Below are 16,492 nucleotides of genomic sequence, written 5' to 3'. Positions count from 1 at the left end.
AGATCTTATCGGGCGCGCTTGTAAAACGGGGTCTCCACGATGCGGAAGGGGTACTGCTTGCCGCGAATGTCCACCACGACGTCCGTTCCGGGGGTAGCCGCCGTGCGGTCCACGTAGGCCAGGGCGATGGGGTGCCCCAGCGTGGGGGAGGGCTGTCCGGAGGTCACCACGCCGATCTCCGCCCCGTCCGGGGAAAAGAGCGTGGCCCCGGCGCGCGCGGCCCGCTTGCCGTCGGAGGCGATCCCCACGAGGATCCGCGAGGGCTGCTCCACGGCGCTCAGCGCGGCGCGACCCACGAAGTCCCCCTCCTTCTTCTTGGACACGAGCACGCCCAGGCCCGCGTCGATGGGGGTGAGGTCCTCGGAGAGCTCGTTGCCGTAGAGGGGCATGGCCGCCTCCAGGCGCAGCGAGTCCCGGGCCGCCAGCCCCGCGGGCCGGATGCCGTGCTCCCGGCCCGCCTTAAGCGCGGCGTCCCACAGCGTGGAGGCGTTGGCGTTGGGGGTAAACAGCTCGAAGCCGTCCTCCCCGGTGTAGCCGGTGCGCGCGATGAGCACGTCCGCCACGCCCGCCACGGTGGCGGTCAGGGCCGCGTAGTACTTCAGCGACCGCAGCGCCTCCCGGTCCTGCTCCTCGAGGAGGGAGAGCAGGATCTCCTCGGCTCGGGGGCCCTGCACCGCGACGAGCGCGGTCTGCGTGGACTCGTCCGCAAGCGTGACGTCGAAGCCCTCCGCCCGCTCGCGCAGGGCGGCCACGACGGTGCCGGTGTTGGCGGCGTTGGGGACCACGAGGAACTCCTCGTCCCCGAGGCGGTAGGTGATGAGGTCGTCCAGGATGCCGCCGTCCGGGCGCACGATCATGGAGTACTTCGCCTTGCCCACCGCCAGGGCCGAGAGGTGGGAGACGAGGGCGTAGTCCAGGAAGTCCGCCGCCTGGGGGCCGCTCACCCGCACCTCGCCCATGTGGGAGAGGTCAAAGAGCCCGGCCGCCTGGCGCACCGCGCGGTGCTCGTCGAGCTCCTTGCCGTACTTCAGCGGCATGGACCACTCCCCGAAGGGGGTGAAGGTGGCCCCTAGCCCCTCGTGCTCGGCGTGGAGGGGGGAGTGCCGCAGGGAATCGGAATTAGGCATGGGTGGCTCCGTCCTGAGAGGTGTGGTTGGTGGGGTCGGTGAGGGCAAAGGCCTCCGGGGGTGGGCAGGAGCACACGAGGTTCCTGTCCCCGTAGGCCTCGTCGATGCGCCGCACCGGCGGGAAGTACTTGGTCCGGCCCAGGGAGGCCACCGGCCAGGCGGCCTCCTCCCGGGTGAAGGCGTAAGGCCAGTCGTCGCCGGAGACGCTGCGCGCGGTGAAGGGCGCGTGGTGGAGCACGGAATCCTGGTAGGCCACAGCGCCGTCGATCACCGCCTGGATCTCCCGGCGGATGGAGCGCATGGCCTCGATGAAGCGATCCAGCTCCGCGATGTCCTCGGACTCCGTGGGCTCCACCATGAGGGTGCCCGCCACGGGGAAGGCCAGGGTGGGGGCGTGGAAGCCGTAATCCACCAGCCGCTTGCACACGTCCGCGGCGGTGACACCGGAGGCGTCCGTGAGGGCGCGCAGGTCCACGATGCACTCGTGGGCCACCAGGCCGGTCTCGCCGGTGTAGAGGATCGGGTAATCCTCCCGCAGCCGCGCCGCCACGTAGTTGGCCCCGAGGACGGCGTGGGCCGTGGCCCGCGCCAGGCCCTCCCCGCCCATCATGGCCAGGTAGGACCACGAGATCGGCAGCACGCCCGCCGACCCGTAGCGGGTGGCGGTCACCGGGACGCCGGTCTCCTCGGGGGCGGGACGCCTCGGATCGGTGGCGTTGGGGTCCGTGGGCAGGAAGGGCACCAGGTGCTCGCGCACCGCCACGGGGCCCACGCCGGGGCCTCCTCCGCCGTGCGGGATGGTGAACGTCTTGTGCAGGTTCAGGTGGCTGACGTCGCCGCCGAACTCGCCGGGGCGGGCCAGTCCCGCGAGGGCGTTCATGTTGGCGCCGTCGATGTAGACCTGCCCGCCCACCGCGTGCACCTTCTCGCACACCTCGCGCACCTGGGGCTCGAACACCCCGTGGGTGGAGGGGTAGGTGATCATGATGGCCGCGACGTGGGGCCCGTGCTGCTCCAGCTTGGCCTTAAGGTCCGCCAGGTCGATGGAGCCGTCCTCCGCGGTGGACACCACGACCACGCGGAGGTTGGCCAGGGTGGCCGACGCGGCGTTGGTGCCGTGCGCGGACTGCGGGATCAGGCAGATGTCCCGGGCCAGGTCGCCCCGGGAGACGTGGTAGCGGCGAATGGCCAGCAGGCCCGCCAGCTCGCCCTGGGAACCGGCGTTGGGCTGCACCGAGACCTTGGCGTACCCGGTGATCTCGGCCAGCCACGCCTCGATTTCCTCGATGAGCTCGCGCCAGCCCCGCGTGTGCTCCTCGGGGGCGAAGGGGTGGATGTTGGCGAACTCCGGCCAGCTGATCGGCTCCATGCCCGCGGTGGGGTTGAGCTTCATCGTGCAGGAGCCCAGGGGGATCATGGTGCGATCGAGCGCGAGGTCCTTGTCCGACAGCTCGCGCAGGTAGCGCAGCATCTGGGTCTCGGAATGAATCCGCGAGAAGATCGGGTGGGTCAGCGTCTCCGTGCGGCGCAGCAGGGCCTCCGGCAGCCCCTCCCCATCCGTGGACCCCTCGCCGGAGGCCTCGGAGGACGCCTCGGGGGCGCCGAGGGCGCGCGCGATCGCCGCGACGTCGGCCTCCGTGGTGGACTCTCCGAAGGAGATCGAGACCCTATCGGCCCCGATGGTGCGGACCAGGTAACCCGCCCGGGCGAGGGCCTCGGCGCTGTCCTTGGCGTCGGCCACGCGGATGGTCAGCGTGTCAAAGAAGGTATCGTGCTCCAGCTCCAGGCCGGGGGCCTGACGCACCGCGCGCGCCAGCAGCGCCGCGCGGCTGTGGATGCCCCGCGCGATGCGGCGGAGCCCCTCCGCGCCGTGATACACGGCGTACATGGAGGCCGTGACAGCCAGCAACGCCTGCGCCGTGCAGATGTTGGAGGTGGCCTTTTCCCGGCGGATGTGCTGCTCGCGGGTCTGCAGGGCCAGGCGGTAGGCGGGGGCCCCGGAGGCGTCCTTGGACACGCCCACCACGCGGCCGGGAAGCTGCCGCTTGAGCTTATCCGTGACGGAGATGAAGGCGGCGTGGGGGCCGCCGAAGAACAGCGGCACGCCGAAGCGCTGGGAGGACCCCACCGCGATGTCCGCCCCCAGCGCGCCGGGGGACTCCAGGAGCTGCAGGGCCATGAGGTCGCAGGCCACCGCCGCCAGGCCGCCTCGGGTGTGCATGTCCTCCACGATCGCGCGCGGATCGACGATGTCCCCCTCGGTGCCGGGGTAGGCGATGACCACGCCCACGTAATCCTCGCCCACGATGGGGCCGCACAGGTTCTCGATCTCCACCTCGAGCTCGATGGCGCGGGCGCGCTCGGCCGCCACCGCGAGGACCTGCGGGTGCAGCCGGGCGTCGAGGAGAACGCGCCGCCCCTTCTTCTTCGCCCGGGCCATGAGCCCCACGGCCTCCGCCACGGCGCTGGCCTCGTCCAGCAGGGAGGCCCCGGCGATGGGCAGCCCCGTCAGCTCGGAGATGAGCGTCTGGAAGTTCAGCAGCGCCTCGAGGCGCCCCTGGGAGATCTCCGGCTGGTAGGGGGTGTAGGCGGTGTACCAGCCCGGGTCCTCCAGCACACCCCGCCGGATCACCGGGGGCGTGATGGTCTCGTAATAGCCCTGCCCGTAGAGGGGGGTGAGCACCACGTTCTTTGCCGCCAGCTCGCGCAGCCGCTCCTGGGCCCGGTGCTCGGACAGGGGGGCGGGGAGCGCCGGGGGATTGCTCGCCCGGATGCTGGGCGGCAGCGCGGCGTCGATGAGCTCGTCCAGGGTGGAGAACCCCAGGGCGTCGAGCATGGTGGCGGCCTCCGCGGCGTCGGGGCCGAGGTGCCGGGCGGGGTAGGAGGAGGGATTGGACGTGGGGGTGAGATGCGTCAAGTGAGGTGTCTCCTTAAACACAGGATGCGTGAGATATCTAGCCGCATTATAAACGCTGCGAGGTGCATAACAACGAGGCCCTAGCCCCGAATGGGGCTAGGGCCTCGCGGCGTCGCGCCGGGGGAGAATACCCGGCTGCGGGGGTGCTGTTCCTAGAGGAGGAGATCCCCCTCGAAGTCGGCCGTCTCCAGGCGATCCTTCACGGTGGTGAGGAAGCGCCCGGCGTCGGCCCCGTCCACCAACTGGTGATCGTAGGTCAGCGGGAGGAACACCATCTGGCGGATGGCGATGGCGTCCAGGCCGTCCTGGTTGACCACCACCGGGCGCTTGGTAATCACGCCCGTGCCCAGGATGCCCGCCTGCGGCGGGACGAGGATCGGGGTGTCGGTCAGGGCGCCCTCGGAGCCGATGTTGGTGATGGTGAACGTGCCGCCCACCAGGTCGTTCGGCTTGAGCTTGTTGTTGCGCGCGCGCTCGGCCAGCTCCGCGATCGCCTGGGCCAGCTCCGGCAGGGTCTTGTCCTGAGCGTGGTGGATCACCGGCGTCAGCAGCCCGGCGGGGGTATCCACGGCGATGGAGAGGTTCACGTCCTCGTGGTAAGTGATCTCCTTGGTCTCCGCGTTGTAGGACGCGTTGACGTTCGGGTGGGAGACCAGGGCCTCCACGACAGCCTTGGCAAAGAACGGCAGGTAGGTGAGGTTGGCGCCGTGCTTTTCCGCGAAGGCGGGCTTGTTGGCCTTGCGGAGCTGCGCCACCTTGGTCATGTCCACCTCTTGCACCTGCGTGAGCTGGGCGGAGGTCTGCAGCGCCTCCACCGTCTTGGTGGCGGTGATCTGGCGGATGCGGTTGGCCTTCTGCACCGTGCCGCGCAGCTTGGCCTTCTCCGGGTCCACGGACTTGGTGGAGGCCGCGCCCGGGGCCTTGGCGGGGCTGCCCGCGGACTGCTGCGCCGGGGCGGCGTCCTCGGTGGAACCCTCGGCGGCGGCCAGCACGTCCTGCTTGCGGATGCGCCCGCCCACGCCGGTGCCCTTGATGGAGTTCAGGTCCACGGAGTGCTTCTCCGCGAGCTTGCGCACCAGCGGGGTGACGTAGGGGAGGTTGCCGGACGTGGCGGAGGGCTTGGGTGCCTCGGCGGGCTTCTCCTCCGCAGGCTCCTCCTCCGCAGGCTCCTCCTTGGCGGGGGCCTCCTGCTTGGGCTCCTCCTGCTGCGCGGGCTTCTTCTCCTCCGCGGGCTTCGCCGGGGCGGCGCTCTTATCGCCGATGCGCGCGATCGCGGCGCCGACGTCCACCGTCTCGTCCTCCTCTGCCAGGATCTCCAGCAGGGTGCCCGCCACGGGGGAGGGGACTTCGGTATCGACCTTGTCGGTAGAGACCTCGAGCAAGGGCTCGTCGGCCTCCACGGTATCGCCCACGGACTTCAACCACTGGGTGATGGTTCCCTCGGTGACGGACTCGCCCAGCTCCGGCATGGTGACCTCGGAGGCGGCCCCGGAGGCGTTGGAGCCAGCGGGCTCCTCGGCGGCCTCCTGGGGGGCGTCCTCGGGCTCCTTGGGCTCGGCGGGGGCGGAGTCGGAGGAGCTGGCCTCCTCCTGGGCTGCCCCGGCATCGTCGGAGCCGGAGGGAGCCTCGTCGGCGTCACCGATCACGGCGATCACCGATCCCACATCCACCGTGTCATCCTCCTCCGCCTTGATCTCGAGGAGAACGCCGGAGGCGGGGGAGGGGACTTCGGTATCGACCTTGTCGGTAGAGACCTCGAGCAAGGGCTCGTCGGCCTCCACGGTATCGCCCACGGACTTCAGCCACTGGGTGATGGTTCCTTCGGTGACGGACTCGCCCAGTTCGGGCATCTCTACTGAGAACGCCATGTGTGTCAGACTCCTCGATAATCGTGTAGGTGGATCTAATACGTTAACCGTACCCGCCTGCCGCTCACGGCGCGCACCGGAGGTGCCCCCGCGCACGGGGAAGCGATACGGCGGCACGATCTGCGCGATATATCGCTACGGGATGGCGGCACATACACCTACAATTGTAGGCCGTGTTCAATATCTTTGGTCGCCGCAAGAGCAAGACGGGCCCGCGGCCCCCGCGCGCCCCGGGGGCCACGATCCGGCCCGAGGACGCGCGGGAACTGCGCGAGTGGGCCCAGGGGCGGGCCTGCGTGGAGGCGTTCGTGGAGCCGGAGACGTTCATCAACGAGATGTCCGCCGTGGTGGTGGACGAGTCCGGCGCCTTCATCCGGCGGCGCATCGGGGGGCCGAAGGGGATCGACGCCCTGGTGCGGCTCCTCGACTGCCCGGTCTACGACGTGGAGGAGACGGGGTACCCGCAGCGCATGCGCGAGCGCATCGAGCGGGATCGGATAGTGCGCAAGCGCGAGGAGCAGCGGGAGCGGCGCGCCCAGTGGGAGCGCGGAGAGGCGGGCGGGCCGCGCTGATCGCACGCGCGAGGGCGCGCGATCAGGACTCGCCGGAGGGGGTTTCCCGCCGCGCGATGGCGGAGAGGACCTCAAGCAGGGTGCGCACCGGGGCCCCGGTGGCCCGCTGCGGGGTGTAGCCGTAGGCGGCCCCCTCGTTCCAGGACGGCCCCGCCACGTCGAGGTGCGCCCATTCGATGCCGTCCGGGACGAACCGGGAGAGGTAGGACCCGGCAAAGAGCATCTGCCCGTTGCGGGAGTTGTGGGTGTTGCGGATGTCCGCCACGGGGGAGCGCAGCGCCTCCTCGTGCTCCTCCAGCAGCGGCATGGCCCAGGCGGACTCGCCCACCTCGCGCCCGGATCGCGCCACGAGGTCGCGCAGCTCGGGGGAGCCCATGACGCCGGTGGTGCGGGTACCCAGGGCCACGAGCTGCCCGCCGGTGAGGGTGGATGCCTCCAGGATCGCGTCGGGCCGGTCCTCGGCGGCCCGGGCGAGGGCGTCGGCAAGCACGAGCCGCCCCTCGGCGTCGGTGTTGAGGATCTCCGAGGTGATGCCGCCGTAGTGCGTGATCACGTCGCCCGGGCGGGTGGCCGCGCCGGACGGCATGTTCTCCGCCAGCGGGAGCCACGCGGTGACCTCCACGGGGAGTTCCAGGCGCGCGGCGGCAAACACGCTGGCCGCCACGGCTGCGGAGCCGCCCATGTCGGAGATCATGACCTCCATGTTGGCCGCCGGCTTGAGGGAGATACCGCCGGTGTCAAAGGTGATGCCCTTGCCCACCAGCGCCACGCGCGCTCGCGGCTCCCGGTCCGCGGGCGCCCAGTGTAGGCGGACCAGGCGCGGGGCGCGCTGTGAGCCGGACCCCACGGCCAGGATGCCGCCGAAGCCCTCGGCGGACAGCCGGTAGGCGTCGTAGATCTCCGACTCCACGCCGTGCTCGGAGGCCAGCGCGGCGAGGGCGTCGGCGTAGGAGGCGGGGTAGAGATCCCGCGCGGAGGTGTTGGTGAGGTCGCGGGCGAGGGCCACGGCCTCCGCCCGCACCGTGGCGGCCCGGACTGCGGCTGCAGTCTTGTTCTTCTTTCCCGAGGCAAGCAGCGTGAGGGCACCGGGCTCCGTGGCGTCGCTGCGGTGCCCCGCGTAGGAGTAGGAGCCCAGCAGGTAGCCCTCCACGGCGGCCTCGGCGGTGCCCTCGCCCAGGTCCCCGAGCGAGGCCACCACGGGGCCGCGATCCCGGAGCCGCCGGGCCGCGGCGCCCATCGCGCGGCGCAGCACCTCGGCGTCGAAGTCCGAGGCCTCCCCTAGGCCCACGAGCGCGAGGCAGGACGCGCCCGGGGCGGGCAGGGAATCCGGGAGGGGGAGGAGGGCGAGGCTTTCGGGCTTGGCCTCGAAGGAGATCGCCTCGGCGGCGGAGAGGACGTCGCGGGCCGCGGCGGCGTCCAGCAGCCCGGTCAGGGGAAGCTCCGGCCCCTCCTCCCCGCGAAACACGGGCAGGAGGATGACGCGGGCGTCCTCGGGTACCTTCTTGGCGATCCTGGCGGCCGCGAGAGCGCCGCGCGCGGGCAAACCACTGAGCATGAGACCTCCTGAAACGAGAGATTAAAGACTGATCCTTAATAAGGCTATCGCCTGCGGCGGGAAGTGTACGGTAAAAGAATGACGTCTCTCACCTTTACCATCGATCGAAGCACCCACCCGGTCAGCGACGAGCGCCGCGAGGAAATCCTGAGGAATCCCGCCTTTGGTCAGCAGTTTACCGACCACATGGTGCGCATCGAGTGGAGCCAGGAGCGCGGCTGGCACGACGCCCGCGTGGTTCCCTTTGGTCCCCTGGAGCTTTCCCCGGCCGCCTCGGTGCTGCACTACGGCCAGGCGATCTTCGAGGGGATCAAGGCCTACCGGATGCCGGACGGCTCGATCGCGACCTTCCGTCCCGAGCGCAACGCCCAGCGCATGCAGGACTCCGCGCGCCGCCTGGCCATGCCCGAGCTGCCGGTGGCGGACTTCCTCGAGGCGGTGCGGGTGCTGGTGGACGTGGACCGGCAGTGGGTCCCCGAGGCCGGGGGAGAGGCCGCCCTCTACCTGCGTCCCCTCATGTTTGCCACCGAGGCCACCCTGGGCGTGCACCCCTCCGGCTCCTATACGTTCCTGCTCATGGCCTCCCCCTCCGGCGCCTACTTTGCCGGGGGCGTGAAGCCCGTGAGCGTGTGGCTCTCCGAGGACTACGTCCGCGCCGCCCCGGGCGGCACGGGGGCCGCCAAGTTCGCGGGCAACTACGCGGCCTCCCTGCTGGCGCAGGCCCAGGCCAGCGAGAAGGGCTGCGATCAGGTGGTGTGGCTGGACGCCATCGAGCGCGAGTACATCGAGGAGATGGGCGGCATGAACCTGATGTTCGTGTACGGGGCGGAGGACTCCCCGGAGGGGGTCACGCTGGTGACCCCCAAGCTCAGCGGCTCCCTGCTGCCGGGGATCACCCGGGATTCCCTCTTGCACGTGGCGCGCGACCTCGGGTACGCCACCGAGCAGCGGCGCTTCTCCAAGGACGAGTGGCGCCGGGACGCCGCATCCGGCGCGCTGACGGAGACGCTGGCCTGCGGAACGGCCGCCGTGGTGACCCCGGTGGGGCGGGTCAAGTCCAACGAGGGCGAGTTTGTGGTGGGAAACAACCAGGCGGGCGCGGTGACCATGAGGCTCCGGCAGCGCCTCACGGACATCCAGCACGGGACGGCGGAGGACACGCACGGCTGGATGCACCAGCTCGTCCCCGCCGAGGGCTAGGCCCGACCGAGGGCTTATCGACGCCCCCGCTCGCGGTCCTGGTTCTTAGTCCCGGTCGTGGGCGTAGAGGGCGGTGGCGGCGCGCACCAGGGGGAGCGTGGTCGCCGCCCCGGTGCCCATCCCCAGCGGCATGTTCAGGGCGAGCAGGGGGGTGATCCCCAGGTGACGGGTGGCGATCAGGTGCCCGGCGTGCGGGGTGAGCTGGCCCGCCAGCAGCCATGCCTTGGCGCCGGGGGCGAGGGCCTCCGCGTAGCAGGCGGCCACGCAGGTCACCGTGGTGTCCAGGAGAACGGGGGTGCGCCGCGCGGCCGACTGCGCGATGTACCCCACCAGCGCCACCATCGCGGCGCTCGCGTGATGGCGCAGGGTGTTCTCCGCCGAGGAGCGATGCCCCCTGGCCGCGAACATGAGGTCGCGCACGAGCGCCACGCGCTCGGACCACGCGGCGTCCGCGGTGCCGTGGAATCCCAGGACGGCCACGGGTTCCTTGCCGGTGAGCAGCCCGAGGAGGGCGAGGGCCTCCTCCTCGTCGCCCGCCCCCAGGGAGGCGGGCAGCGCCAGGTCCACCTCGCTATCCGCCTGCGCGTCCGCCGTGCGGATGCCCAGGGACAGGGCCTCCTCAAGAGCCAGCCCGGGGGAGACCTCCACCGCCTCGGCGGGTACTCCCGCCGACTCCGCGAAGGCCCGCGTGGGGCCCGCACCCCGCTCGAAGTCCCGGCGCAGGGCGTCGGCGCGCTCCGGGCTGAGAAGGCTCGCCCCGGCGGCGGGGCGCTCCCCGGACCACAGCGTCATGCGGGGCTGACGGACGGGGCGCAGCGGCGCCTCGGGCGAGGCCCCCTGCGCCGCGGCGAAGAAGGAGGCGACGTCGAGCAGCCGCCCCGCGGCGTCCTCGGGAAGGGGTGCGGGCAGGCGGTCGGTGCTGCCCGGCGGGGGGGCGATGGTGCTCAGTAACTCCACGATGACCTCGTACCTGGGTTGGTTGCTGGGGTGGCGCGCCTACTTGTTCGTGCCCCGCCCCACCGGGGAACCGACGGCGACGCGCGCCTTGGGGCTGCGCCAGCGGCGCGGTTGCATGGCACGGGAGTAGGCGTAGAAGCCGAGCCCAAGGCCCGCCTGCGTGGTGTTGGGGAACTCCGCGCGCACCGCCCGGTTGGCGCGGCGGCCGATGAAGATGGCCTCCGTGGCAAAGACCACGATGAAGACCATGGACACGATCGAGACGACTGCCGCGGCCTCGGGGATGCCGTTGGTGATGAACATGGAGACCAGCAGCACCAGCGCGAAGGGCATGACGAAGTTGTTGATGAAGCGGCGCGCGTCCACCCAGTCCCGGACGAAGGCCCGCTCCGGGCCCTTGTCCCGGGGAAGGAGATACTGCTCCTCGCCGCGATCCATGGCGGCCTGCGCCTCGCGCTGCCGCCTGCGGGACTCCTCGCGCTCCTTGCGCTTGTAGCTCTTCCACTCCTCCTTGGTCATGGAGGCCTTGAGCTCCTTGCGCTTTTGGCGCTGCTGCTGCGGGGTGGTGGGAGCCATGCCGGACCCCCGGATCACGCCGCGCTCCATCTCCACGTCCTTGCGCTTGGGCGTGGGGCGCCCTTTGGGGGCGGTATAACCCTTGGGCAGGCGTGCGCTCGGTGCCCCGGACTTCTCGGGGGCGGCGGGGGTCGCGGAATCCTTGGCGTCCTTAGCGCCCTTGGCGCTGCCGCCCACGGGGCGGGCTGTGGCCGCCGGTGTGCTATCGCTGGTGCTGTGCCACGGTAATTTCACGGGTACAACCTTACAAGCAGTCCGTGGCGCACCGGGAATGATCGCCCTCCTCGCGCGGTTACACTCGTCAGGGCCGTGCTTAGCGCCACCACCGCGCGCCGCGTTCGTGGGTAGGGTGTGGGGCATAGTAACCGCGCACGGAGCTCGTAGAACACCCAAGGAGATGACCGAGATGACTGCACCGTCCACCGAGACCGGAGTGACGCTTTCCGCCGCCGCCGCGGCCAAGGCCAAGGCGCTGCTGGACCAGGAGGGCCGCGACGATCTTTCGCTGCGCATCGCCGTGCAGCCGGGAGGCTGCGCCGGGCTGCGCTACCAGCTTTACTTCGACGACCGAACCCTGGACGGCGATAAGGCCGACGAGTTCGGCGGGGTTCGGCTGGTGGTGGATAAGATGTCCGTGCCCTACCTCATGGGCGCCACCATCGACTTCGCCGATACCATCGAGCAGCAGGGCTTTACCATCGATAACCCTAACGCGAGCGGGTCCTGCGCCTGCGGCGATTCCTTCAACTGATGCGTTGTTCGTGAAAAAGGGGAGGAGCGGGATCCGCTCCTCCCCTTCATGCATGTGGGGCCGCCACCCGGGCCTAGACGTCCACCGGGTAGTCCTTGTGCTCGATCTGCGGGTCGATCCGGCCCTCCACGAAGATGCCGTGCCAGATCATGAAGGCCAGCACCGTCCACAGGCGGCGCGAGTGATCGGAGACGCCGTCCCGGTGCTCCTTGAGCATCTCGAGCACCGCGTTCTTGTCAAAGATCTCCTCCGTCTGGGAGTCCCTGATCGTGTCCTGCGCCCAGCCGTACAGCTCGTCCCCGGCGAGCCAGTGCCGCATGGGCACGGGGAAGCCGAGCTTCTTGCGGTGCAGCACGTGCGGGGGAACGATCTGCTCCATCGCCTTGCGCAGGGCGTACTTGGTGGTGCCGTGGGAGATCTTGAGCTCGTGGGGGATAGACTCCGCGACCCGGAACACCTCCTTGTCCAGGAACGGCACGCGCAGCTCCAGGGAGTTGGCCATGTTGATCTTGTCGGCCTTGACCAGGATGTCCCCGCGCATCCAGGTAAAGAGGTCGAGGTGCTGCATGCGCGCCACCGGGTCCATGTGGCGAGACTGGGCGTAGATCGGGGCGGTGACCTCGCGGTGGTCCCATTCCCGGGTGGCCCAGGGAATGACCCGCCGCATCTGCTCGAAGTTGAAGGAGCGCGCGTTGCCGTAGTAGCGCTCCTCCATGCTCATGGTTCCCCGCTCGAGCAGGGACTTGCCCTTCATGCCGTCGGGGAGCACGGCCCCCAGGCGGCGCAGCCCCTTACGCAGGGGAGAGGGCACCTTCTCGAAGGGCGCGAGGGACAGCGGCTCCTTGTAGATGGTGTAGCCGCCGAAGAGCTCGTCCGCCCCCTCGCCGGAGAGCACCACCTTGACGTGCTTGCGGGCCTCGGCCGCCACGAAGTACAGGGGGACCAGGGAGGGGTCGGCCACCGGGTCGTCCAGGTACCACATGATCTTGGGGATGGCGGTGGCGTATTCCTCGGGGGACACGATCTTGACGATGTGCTCCGCGCCGATCGCGGCGGCGGATTCGGCCGCCACGTCCACCTCGGAGTAGCCCTCGCGCTCGAAGCCGGTGGTGAAGGTGAGCAGGTCGGGGTTGTGCCGCTTGGCCAGGGCCGCGATGGCGGTGGAGTCAATGCCCCCGGAGAGGAAGGAACCCACGGTGACGTCGGCGCGCATGTGCTTTTCCACGCTGTCCTCAAGCACGCGCGCGATGCTGTCAAAGAGCTGCTGCTCGCGGTCCTGCGACACGGCGGTGGTGCGGAACTCCGGGCGGAAGTAGCGCTGCACCTGGGGCTCCTGCCCGGGGCGTACGGTGGCGTAGCAGCCGGACTCCAGGCGCCAGATCTGGCGGTGGAGGGACTCCGGCTCCGGCACGTACTGGAGGTCCACGTAGTGCTCGATGGCCCGCTGGTCAAGCTCCAGGCCTAGATCGAGGGCGGAGGCCATCTCCAGGATGGACTTCTTCTCGGAGGAGAAGGCCGTGCCCCGGGCCGTGGTGGCAAGGAACATCGGCTTGATGCCAAACTGATCCCGCGCGAGGAACAGGCTGCGCTCCTGCGAGTCCCACACGCCGAAGGCGAACATGCCGCGCAGGTGCTCGACCACCCGGGCACCCCAGTGGTGGTAGCCCACGACGATCGTCTCGGAGTCCCCGGTGGTGTGGAAGGCGTACCCGGCGGCCTGCAGCTCCTCGCGCAGCTCCACGTAGTTGTAGATCTCGCCGTTAAAGGTCAGGGTGTAGCGCTCGGGGTTCTCCTCCGGGCCCCAGCGCAGGGGCTGGTGCGAGTGCTCGAGATCGACGATGGAGAGTCGGTTGAAACCGAGGACGATGTCGCTATCCGACCACGACTCGGAGTCATCGGGGCCGCGGTGGCGCTGGCAGGGAAGGGCGGCGGAGACGGTGCTGACGAAGTCAGCAGCCTTCCCATCAGCGGACAGAAAACCAAGAAGCCCGCACATATCCTTTGACTACTCCTTAACGGTGGGGGAAGGGATGGCGAAATACTATAGGAATGATGGCACAAATGTTCATTCGTGCCCCTCACCGGCGCGCGTGGGCTCCCTAACCCTCTCCCCGAACGGGTGACAACTTTCGATGGATGTCCGCTGAGGGCTGCGCCACAGTGCGGGAGGCGCCCGATCGGGCGAAAAACGCCGAGGCCAGTAAGGTTAGTCCCAGGTGGGGATATTCTGTGGCGCGCCTGTGGGAAGGAGGGGAGGGGCTCGGCGTGGTTTCGGGGCTCACATCGGCTATCCTGCTGGTTAGGAATGGAACCGCAGTGTTCTTAGAAGCTGTGTGGAAGGAAAGGCAGACACACGTGGAACAGCGAAATCGAGCAGGCCTCGGCCGGAAGGTGGCCCTGGGGGGCATCGTTGCCGCCGCAGGTCTCGCCTTGTCTGGCTGCGATGTTGCTCCGCCGGAGGCCGTTGATCGGTTGCTGCGCATGGGCTGGCCGGAGGGCATCACCCCGGAGGCCACGGCCATGGGCAACTTCTGGGTTTGGGTCTGGGTTGCGGCGTGGATCATTGGTCTCATCATGTGGGGCCTGTTCCTCACCGCCATTTTCCGGTGGGGCGCCAAGCGCGCCGCCAAGAATGGCAAGGGGGAGTTCCCCCGTCAGACGCAGTACAACATCCCCGTTGAGCTGGTGCTGACCACGCTTCCCATCGTGATCGTCATGGTGATCTTCTTCTTCACCGTGCAGACGCAGCAGAAGGTGACCGCGCTGGACAAGGATCCCGAGGTGACCGTGGACGTGACGGCCTTCCAGTGGAACTGGAAGTTCGGCTACGCCGCGGTGGACGGCTCCCTGATGCCCAACGGGCAGGACTACGTGGGCGTCAACGAGGAGCGCCAGCGCCTTGCCGACGAGACCCAGGTGAACCCGAACGGCGATAACCCGATCCACGGCAAGTCCAAGCGCGACATGTCCTACCTGAACTACAACACGGTAGAGACGCTGGGCACCACCGAGGAGGTTCCGGTGCTCGTGCTTCCCAGCCAGACCCCCATCGAGTTCCGCCTCGCCTCCGGCGACGTGGCCCACTCCTTCTGGATCCCCGAGTTCCTGTTCAAGCGCGACGCCTACGCGCACCCGGAGGCCAACCAGCAGCAGCGCGCCTTCCAGGTGGAAAAGATTGAGAAGGAAGGCGCTTTCGTGGGGCGCTGCGCCGAGATGTGCGGTACCTATCACGCGATGATGAACTTCGAGCTGCGCGTGGTTACCCCGGAGCAGTTCCGCGACTACATGGCCTTCCGCACGGCGAATCCCGGCGCCCCGAACTCCGACGCCCTGAAGGCGATTGGCGAGGAGCCCTACGCGACGAGCACCCATCCGTTCAACTCCGATCGCGCGGGCACCCGCGACGGCGATAACTACGTGGATAACAACGCCTAAAGGCTCAGGAGCAACATCATGAAACCAAGTACAAAGATCATGTACTCGATGACCGTCTTTTTGGTGGTCATGGCGGTGATCTACATCCTGGCGACGACCTACGTGCAGGACGATGGTTATCAGTACGGCACCGAGTGGGCCGGCGTGGTGGGCCTGGTGCTGGCCTCCGGCCTGACCGCGATGTTGGCCGGGTACCTGCACATCACCGAGCGCCGCACCGACATCCTCCCCGAGGATTGGGAGGAGGCCGAGGTGGCCGACAAGGCGGGGACCCTGGGCTTCTTCAGTCCCAACTCCATCTGGCCCGCCGCCATGTCCGGCGCCATCCTGGTGCTGGGCCTGGGCATCATCTACCTGCACTGGTGGATGATCGCCCTGGGGGCCGTGCTCCTGATCTACACCACCACCAAGCTGAGCCTGCAGTACGGGCAGCCCAAGGAAAAGCACTAATCCTTGAGTAGAAGAGAATTACCCACCGCATAAATGGGTGGGTAATTCTCTTTTGCCTTTTATATTTCCCTTTCGACCTTTTCTCGTGCGGTGAATCGGATTCGGTAAAAAGGATGAGCCGCGGGGGTTATCCGAAAGTTTGATACCGGCCGGCGGGGGCCTGGCCTATATGTGAGTTGTGCCACTGTCGGGAACTGTGGGACGGGCGCGTGCGACCACTAGCTTCTTGGGGGTAGCTCAAGCTGACGTTTCAACCTTCTGGTTTCCTTTTTGGTCGAGGCTATGACCTGCGAAAATATCGCGGGGGAGCCGTGCGTTCGGGATGCCGGGGCGGGTGGGCGGGCGCCGCGAGGGGGCGGTGGGTCTGGTTCCTGGATTTTTTCCAGGAAAACCGCACAATTCGGAGGGGGAGCCGAAGTGACTTCCAGGCTTGGAGCAGTCATACTAATAGGCGTGACGAGCGCAATTTCAAACTCAGGTACGGCAGCACCGCAACGTGTTCCCACGCTGAACCGCCCCAACATGGTCAGCGTCGGCACGATTGTGTTCCTGTCGCAGGAATTGATGTTCTTCGCCGGACTGTTCGCGATGTACTTTACGTCGCGTGCTAATGGCCAGTCTGGGGACTGGGCACACCAGGCCGAGCATCTCAACGTGTGGTACGCGTTGATGATTACCGTCGTGCTGGTGACCTCCTCCGTGACCTCGCAGTTCGGCGTGTTTGCAGCGGAAAGGGGTGACGTATATGGGCTGCGCAAGTGGTACACGCTGACGATCTTGCTGGGCGTGATCTTCCTCTGCCTCCAAGGGTACGAGTACACGCACCTCATCATGAATGGTGTGACCATTCCGAGCAGCGTGTTCGCTTCCGTCTTCTACATCACCACGGGCTTCCACGCCGCACACGTGCTGGCCGGCGTGCTGGCCTTCGTGGTGATCCTCCTGCGCGTGGCGAAGTCGAAGTTCACGCCCGCGCAGGCAACGGCGGCCATGGTGGTGTCCTACTACTGGCACTTCGTTGATGTCGTCTGGATCGGTCTGTTCGTGGTCGTGTACGTGATCCACTAGGGGCGACGATCCGGCC

The 16,492-nt window shown here is 68.7% G+C and carries 13 protein-coding genes; 6 read left to right on the top strand and 7 right to left on the bottom strand.

Features of this window, described 5'->3' with window-relative positions; genetic code table 11:
• Window positions 1–5: 5 nt before the first annotated feature.
• The 3 genes from gcvT to sucB all read right to left on the bottom strand — a co-directional run bounded on the left by gcvT (window position 6) and on the right by sucB (window position 5,912).
• Entirely contained in the window at window positions 6–1,127 is a 1,122-nt protein-coding gene (gene gcvT, locus B140_RS0101380; RefSeq protein WP_018117560.1) for a glycine cleavage system aminomethyltransferase GcvT, read from the bottom strand.
• On the bottom strand, window positions 1,120–3,963 hold the full coding sequence (gene gcvP, locus B140_RS0101375; protein WP_051069220.1) for an aminomethyl-transferring glycine dehydrogenase: 2,844 nt from the start codon (window positions 3,961–3,963) through the stop codon (window positions 1,120–1,122). Before gcvP ends, gcvT begins: the two co-directional genes overlap by 8 nt.
• 233 nt (window positions 3,964–4,196) lie before the next feature.
• Window positions 4,197–5,912 carry a 2-oxoglutarate dehydrogenase, E2 component, dihydrolipoamide succinyltransferase gene (gene sucB / locus B140_RS0101370; RefSeq protein WP_026165868.1) on the bottom strand — a complete coding sequence of 572 codons (1,716 nt, stop codon included), beginning with the start codon at window positions 5,910–5,912 and terminating at the stop codon, window positions 4,197–4,199.
• A 173-nt stretch (window positions 5,913–6,085) separates the two neighbouring features.
• On the opposite strand from sucB, the gene B140_RS0101365 reads away from it, so the two are divergent.
• Window positions 6,086–6,484, top strand: a complete 399-nt coding sequence (locus tag B140_RS0101365) for a hypothetical protein (RefSeq protein ID WP_018117557.1) — start codon at window positions 6,086–6,088, stop codon at window positions 6,482–6,484.
• A 22-nt stretch (window positions 6,485–6,506) separates the two neighbouring features.
• Here the strand turns inward: B140_RS0101365 and B140_RS0101360 are convergent, their stop codons facing one another.
• A complete protein-coding gene (locus B140_RS0101360; RefSeq protein ID WP_040425694.1) occupies window positions 6,507–8,039 on the bottom strand; it encodes a leucyl aminopeptidase in 1,533 nt (510 codons plus the stop codon).
• A gap of 78 nt (window positions 8,040–8,117) precedes the next feature.
• Here B140_RS0101360 and B140_RS0101355 point away from each other — a divergent pair, with 78 nt between their 5' ends.
• On the top strand, window positions 8,118–9,239 hold the full coding sequence (locus B140_RS0101355) for a branched-chain amino acid aminotransferase (protein ID WP_018117555.1): 1,122 nt from the start codon (window positions 8,118–8,120) through the stop codon (window positions 9,237–9,239).
• Window positions 9,240–9,284: 45 nt separating this feature from the next.
• On the opposite strand, the gene B140_RS11585 is transcribed toward B140_RS0101355, so the two are convergent.
• Window positions 9,285–10,196, bottom strand: a complete 912-nt coding sequence (locus B140_RS11585) for a nicotinate-nucleotide--dimethylbenzimidazole phosphoribosyltransferase (RefSeq protein WP_018117554.1) — start codon at window positions 10,194–10,196, stop codon at window positions 9,285–9,287.
• A 39-nt stretch (window positions 10,197–10,235) separates the two neighbouring features.
• Window positions 10,236–11,006, bottom strand: coding sequence for a DUF3043 domain-containing protein (locus B140_RS0101345; protein WP_026165867.1), 771 nt, complete (start codon window positions 11,004–11,006; stop codon window positions 10,236–10,238).
• A 172-nt stretch (window positions 11,007–11,178) separates the two neighbouring features.
• Here B140_RS0101345 and B140_RS0101340 point away from each other — a divergent pair, with 172 nt between their 5' ends.
• The gene (locus tag B140_RS0101340) at window positions 11,179–11,523 is read left to right on the top strand and encodes a HesB/IscA family protein (RefSeq protein ID WP_026165866.1); all 345 of its coding nucleotides are present in this window, start codon (window positions 11,179–11,181) and stop codon (window positions 11,521–11,523) included.
• Window positions 11,524–11,596: 73 nt separating this feature from the next.
• Here the strand turns inward: B140_RS0101340 and asnB are convergent, their stop codons facing one another.
• On the bottom strand, window positions 11,597–13,519 hold the full coding sequence (asnB, locus tag B140_RS0101335) for an asparagine synthase (glutamine-hydrolyzing) (protein ID WP_018117551.1): 1,923 nt from the start codon (window positions 13,517–13,519) through the stop codon (window positions 11,597–11,599).
• A 359-nt stretch (window positions 13,520–13,878) separates the two neighbouring features.
• Here asnB and ctaC point away from each other — a divergent pair, with 359 nt between their 5' ends.
• The 3 genes from ctaC to ctaE all read left to right on the top strand — a co-directional run bounded on the left by ctaC (window position 13,879) and on the right by ctaE (window position 16,476).
• Window positions 13,879–14,958, top strand: coding sequence for an aa3-type cytochrome oxidase subunit II (ctaC, locus tag B140_RS0101330; RefSeq protein WP_026165865.1), 1,080 nt, complete (start codon window positions 13,879–13,881; stop codon window positions 14,956–14,958).
• Between the two features lie 18 nt (window positions 14,959–14,976).
• Window positions 14,977–15,408 (top strand): aa3-type cytochrome oxidase subunit IV, encoded by a 432-nt coding sequence (gene ctaF, locus B140_RS0101325; protein WP_026165864.1) that lies wholly within the window; start codon window positions 14,977–14,979, stop codon window positions 15,406–15,408.
• A 453-nt stretch (window positions 15,409–15,861) separates the two neighbouring features.
• Window positions 15,862–16,476, top strand: a complete 615-nt coding sequence (gene ctaE / locus B140_RS0101320; protein ID WP_026165863.1) for an aa3-type cytochrome oxidase subunit III — start codon at window positions 15,862–15,864, stop codon at window positions 16,474–16,476.
• The last annotated feature ends 16 nt before the right edge of the window (window positions 16,477–16,492 follow it).

The sequence above is a fragment of the Corynebacterium mastitidis DSM 44356 genome (assembly GCF_000375365.1).
In the GTDB taxonomy this organism is placed as follows: domain Bacteria; phylum Actinomycetota; class Actinomycetes; order Mycobacteriales; family Mycobacteriaceae; genus Corynebacterium; species Corynebacterium mastitidis.
Note: the sequence above shows the minus strand (reverse complement) of the source record. Positions and strands in the feature narration are given on the sequence as shown.

Excerpts from the sequence above, each read along its gene's own strand:
- gcvT (WP_018117560.1), bottom strand. The coding sequence starts at position 1,127 with ATGCCTAATTCCGATTCCCTGCGGCACTCCCCCCTCCACGCCGAGCAC.
- gcvP (WP_051069220.1), bottom strand. The coding sequence starts at position 3,963 with ATGCTCGACGCCCTGGGGTTCTCCACCCTGGACGAGCTCATCGACGCC.
- sucB (WP_026165868.1), bottom strand. The coding sequence starts at position 5,912 with ATGGCGTTCTCAGTAGAGATGCCCGAACTGGGCGAGTCCGTCACCGAA.
- B140_RS0101360 (WP_040425694.1), bottom strand. The coding sequence starts at position 8,039 with ATGCTCAGTGGTTTGCCCGCGCGCGGCGCTCTCGCGGCCGCCAGGATC.
- B140_RS0101355 (WP_018117555.1), top strand. The coding sequence starts at position 8,118 with ATGACGTCTCTCACCTTTACCATCGATCGAAGCACCCACCCGGTCAGC.
- B140_RS0101340 (WP_026165866.1), top strand. The coding sequence starts at position 11,179 with ATGACTGCACCGTCCACCGAGACCGGAGTGACGCTTTCCGCCGCCGCC.
- asnB (WP_018117551.1), bottom strand. The coding sequence starts at position 13,519 with ATGTGCGGGCTTCTTGGTTTTCTGTCCGCTGATGGGAAGGCTGCTGAC.
- ctaF (WP_026165864.1), top strand. The coding sequence starts at position 14,977 with ATGAAACCAAGTACAAAGATCATGTACTCGATGACCGTCTTTTTGGTG.